General features: G+C 68.7%; 4 protein-coding genes. 3 read left to right on the forward strand and 1 reads right to left on the reverse strand.

Annotated features, from left to right (window positions below; translation table 11 throughout):
• The 3 genes from K0M70_RS06205 to K0M70_RS06215 form a co-directional block, all read left to right on the forward strand.
• The coding region (locus tag K0M70_RS06205) for an ABC transporter ATP-binding protein (RefSeq protein WP_290780709.1) at positions 1-697 on the forward strand (697 nt) is incomplete at its 5' end.
• Positions 694-1,791, forward strand: coding sequence for an ABC transporter permease (locus K0M70_RS06210; protein WP_133821501.1), 1,098 nt, complete (start codon positions 694-696; stop codon positions 1,789-1,791). The genes K0M70_RS06205 and K0M70_RS06210, both read left to right, overlap by 4 nt.
• A complete protein-coding gene (locus tag K0M70_RS06215; RefSeq protein ID WP_133821500.1) occupies positions 1,788-2,903 on the forward strand; it encodes an ABC transporter permease in 1,116 nt (371 codons plus the stop codon). Before K0M70_RS06210 ends, K0M70_RS06215 begins: the two co-directional genes overlap by 4 nt.
• On the opposite strand, the gene K0M70_RS06220 is transcribed toward K0M70_RS06215, so the two are convergent.
• Positions 2,900-3,812: DUF4010 domain-containing protein (locus tag K0M70_RS06220; RefSeq protein WP_290780716.1), on the reverse strand; the 913-nt coding region annotated here is incomplete at its 5' end. The genes K0M70_RS06215 and K0M70_RS06220 overlap by 4 nt on opposite strands.

A 3,812-nucleotide genomic window follows, 5' to 3' on the forward strand; every position in this document is an offset into this window, starting at 1 on the left:
CCGGGTGTCGCTGTCTATCCAGCCCGGCGAGTTGCTCGCCCTGCTCGGGCCCAACGGCGCCGGCAAGACCACGCTGATTCGGGGCCTGTGTGGGCTGGTGCCCTTTTCCGAAGGCCAGGCGCAGGTCGCCGGCTTGTCGCTGCCCGGCCAGATCGCCGTCGTGCGCCAGCGCATCGGCTACATGTCCCAACGTTTTTCGCTCTACCTCGACCTCACGGCGCAAGAGAACCTCGATTTCTTCGCCAGCGCCTACGGCCTGCGCGGTGCACGGGCCCGCGAGGCGATCGCGCAGGCGACCGCGCAACTGGGACTGACCCTGGAGTCGGGGCGGCTGGTGGCGGCGCTGTCCGGCGCCGAGCGCCAGCGGCTGGCCTTGGCCTGCGCCATCCTGCACCAGCCTGCCGTGTTGTTTCTCGACGAACCCACCTCCGGCGTGGACCCCTTGGCGCGTTATCGCTTCTGGTGGCTGATCCGGCGCTTGGCCCAGGGCGGCATGAGCATCCTGGTCACTACCCACTACCTGGACGAGGCGGCGTACTGCGACCGCATTGGCCTGATGCACCAGGGCGCCTTGATCGGCTGGGGCACGCTCGACGCCTTGCGGGCCCAGACCGGTCAGTCGGCGGATGCCTCGGTGGAGACGGTGTTCGTGCAGGCCATCGCCCAGGCCACGGCGAAGACGGGAGCTGCCGCATGAACCGCCGGCGCGTGCTGGCGCTGATGGGCAAAGAGTGTCGGGAGCTGGCGCGCGATCCGCTGACCATCGGCCTGGCGATCCTGATGCCGCTGGTGATGCTGTTTCTGTTCGGCTATGCCGTCACCTTGGATGTCAACAACATCCGCCTGGGCGTCCTGGACGAAGACCGGTCGCCGGCGAGCCGGGAACTGGTGGATCGGTTCACATCCAGTGGGTACTTTGAGCAAAGTCACGCGTTCGACACGACGCGCCAGGCCGAACAGGCATTGCAACGCGGCCAGGTGCGCGTGGTCCTGGTCGTGCCGCGTCGCTTTCAGCGGGCGCTGGTGCGCGGTGAGGCCGCGCCGGTGCAGCTGCTGGTAGACGGCGCGTTCGCCTCCAGTGCCGCGCTGGCCTTGGGCTACGCCGAAGCCATTGTCGCCAGCTATCCGGCGGCGCCGCGCCAACGGATCGAGACCCAAGTCCGGGTCTGGTACAACCCGGGTCTTCGCAGCGCGAATTTTGTTATCCCGGGACTGTTCGCCGTGATCCTGATGGCGTTCCCGCCTCTGCTCACGGCGTTGGCGATCGTGCGCGAGAAGGAGTCGGGCACGATTGAACAGATTTACGCCTCGCCGGTGACCTCGGCGGAGTTCGTGCTGGCCAAGCTCTTGCCCTATGCCGGCGTCGCGCTGCTGGAGATGGCGCTGCTGGTCGGTGTCGGGATCGTCTGGTTCGACGTGCCGTTCGCCGGCAGCCCGGCGCTGCTGGCGGCCGCGTCCGGGGTCTACGTGCTGACCACGGTGGGTATCGGCCTGCTGGTCTCGACCATCACCCGGACCCAGCTCAGCGCCATGCTGGTGGCGCTGATCGTCAGCCTGATGCCCTCGTTCCTGTTCTCGGGCTTCCTGTTCCCGGTGTTCACCATGCCGCTGATGTTGCAGCTCTACAGCACCCTTGTGCCGGCGAGCTATTTCGTCGAAATCTCGCGCGATGTGGTGCTCAAGGATGCCGGCCTGGTGGCGCTGGCGCCTAATTTGGCCTGGCTGGCACTGTACACGGCGGTGGTGTTTGTCTTCGCGGCGTGGCGCCTGCGCCAGAAGGTGGCGGCGTGAGCGGGCGCTTTGTCGGCCTGCTGCGCAAGGAGGTGACGCAAGTGTTGCGTGACCGCACCGTGCTGTTCCTGATCCTGTTCCTGTACACCGTCGAAGCGGTGATGTGCACGCTGGCCTTGACCTTCGAAATCCGCGAACTCCCGGTGGCGGTGGTGGACCAGGACCAGAGCGTGGCCAGCCGGCATTTGGTCGCCTTGCTGCAGGCGACCGAGACCTTTGAGCTGCGCGAGGTGAGCGATCAGCCCCGGCGAGGCGAACAGGCCCTGCAGGCCGGGCGGGTGGCCATGGTCTGGGTGATCCCGCCGGGGTTTGAGCAGGCCTACCAGCGCGGCACCCGGCCGACCCTGCAACTGCTGCTCGATGGCACCAACTCCAACGTGGCCGAGAACGCCCGCCACTACGCCATGCAGGTCGTGCGGCGGTTTGAAGGCGACCGTCCCCCGCTGCAGGTGGCGCTGGGCACGCGCCCCGGCCAGGCCGTGGCCGTCCCCCGGGTCTGGTACAACCCCGAGCAGGAAACCAAGAACTTCATGGTGCTCTCGATGATGGCCCTGGCCGCGATGCTGGTCGGGGTCATGGTTCCGGCCGCATCGATCGTGCGCGAGAAGGAGCACGGGACCATCGAGCAGTTGCTGGTGACCCCGATCACGCCGCTGGAGCTGTTCGCCGCCAAGACCATCCCGACCGTGGCGGTGAATCTGCTGGCGATCTTCCCGGCTCTGCTGATCGTGGCGGCGTTCGACGTGCCCCAGCGCGGCAGCCTGGTGACGCTGATGGTGCTCGCGGCACTGTTCCAGCTCAGCGCGATCGCCATGGGTGTGTTCGTGGCCGCGGTGACCCGCACGTTGCAGCAGGCGCTGCTGCTGGCCTTCTTCGCGCTGTTCCCGGTGCTGTTCCTGTCGGGCACGATGACGCCGATCGAATCGATGCCGCCCGTGCTTCAAAGTGCCTCGCTGCTCAGCCCTCTGCGCTACTACATGGAGGTACTGCTGGGCATCTTCCTCAAGGGCACCGGCTGGGCCGAGCTCTGGCCCCAGGCCCTGGCCATGACCGGGATCGGGTTGGCGCTGTTCGTGGCGGCCGCCGCCGTGTTCCGGCGCAAACTGGCCTAGGCCATGCCCCAGGCTGTCAACGCGCCCGCCGCGGCCATCAGCGCGTACGCCAGCGCCAAGGGCCCCGCCACGGCGCGCCCGGCCAGACCGGCGGCCAACGCCAGCTTGGTGGCCTGGTTGACGGCCGCGCCAAGCAGCAGCGCCCAGGCGGCCGCCGCCGGCGTCACGATCCCCTCGCCCACCATTCGCCCGGTGCTGACGATGATGGCGTCGACATCCGCGAGACCGGCGATCGCCGACGTCAGGAACAAGCCCGCTTCACCCCACCAGTCCGTCAGCGCCCGGCTGACCAGCGCGACGACAGCGAGCAAGGCGGCGAAGCCCAGCGCAAAGCGCAGCGCGAGCGGGTTGGGTAGCGCGGGCTCGGGCAGCGCGGCGTTCGAGGTCCGCTGCCACAGCAGACCCAGCACTCCGCCGGTGACCGCCATCGCGGCCAGGAGGGGCCACAGGCCGGCGAGCAAGGACGGCGCCGTCACGGCGATCACCCCGATCATGCGGGCGAACATCGCCGCGCAGGCCAAGATGGCGCCGGCGGCGGCCGGACGCGCCAGCGCGGGGGTGGTCGCCGCCATCCGCGCCAAGGCTGCGGTCGTGGCCGTGGAGGACACGATGCCGCCCAGTAGCGCCGTGATCATGAGGCCCCGACGCGGGCCGGTGACGCGCATGGCGACGTACCCCGCAAACGACAAGCCGGCGATCAGCACGACCGCCCACCAGAACCGGTACGGATTGATGGCACCGTACGGCCCGAAGCCCTGGTCGGGCAGGACCGGCAGGATCACCACCGAGATCAGCAGCAGTTGGAACGCGGCTGCCAACTCCTCGCTCGAGAGTCGGGCGATGCCGGTGTGCAGCGTGTCCTTGAGCTGCAGGAGGAGCACCATCACGACCGCCGCAGCGGCGGGCGCC

The sequence above is a fragment of the Arenimonas sp. genome (assembly GCF_019459675.1).
GTDB lineage: Bacteria > Pseudomonadota > Gammaproteobacteria > Xanthomonadales > Xanthomonadaceae > Arenimonas.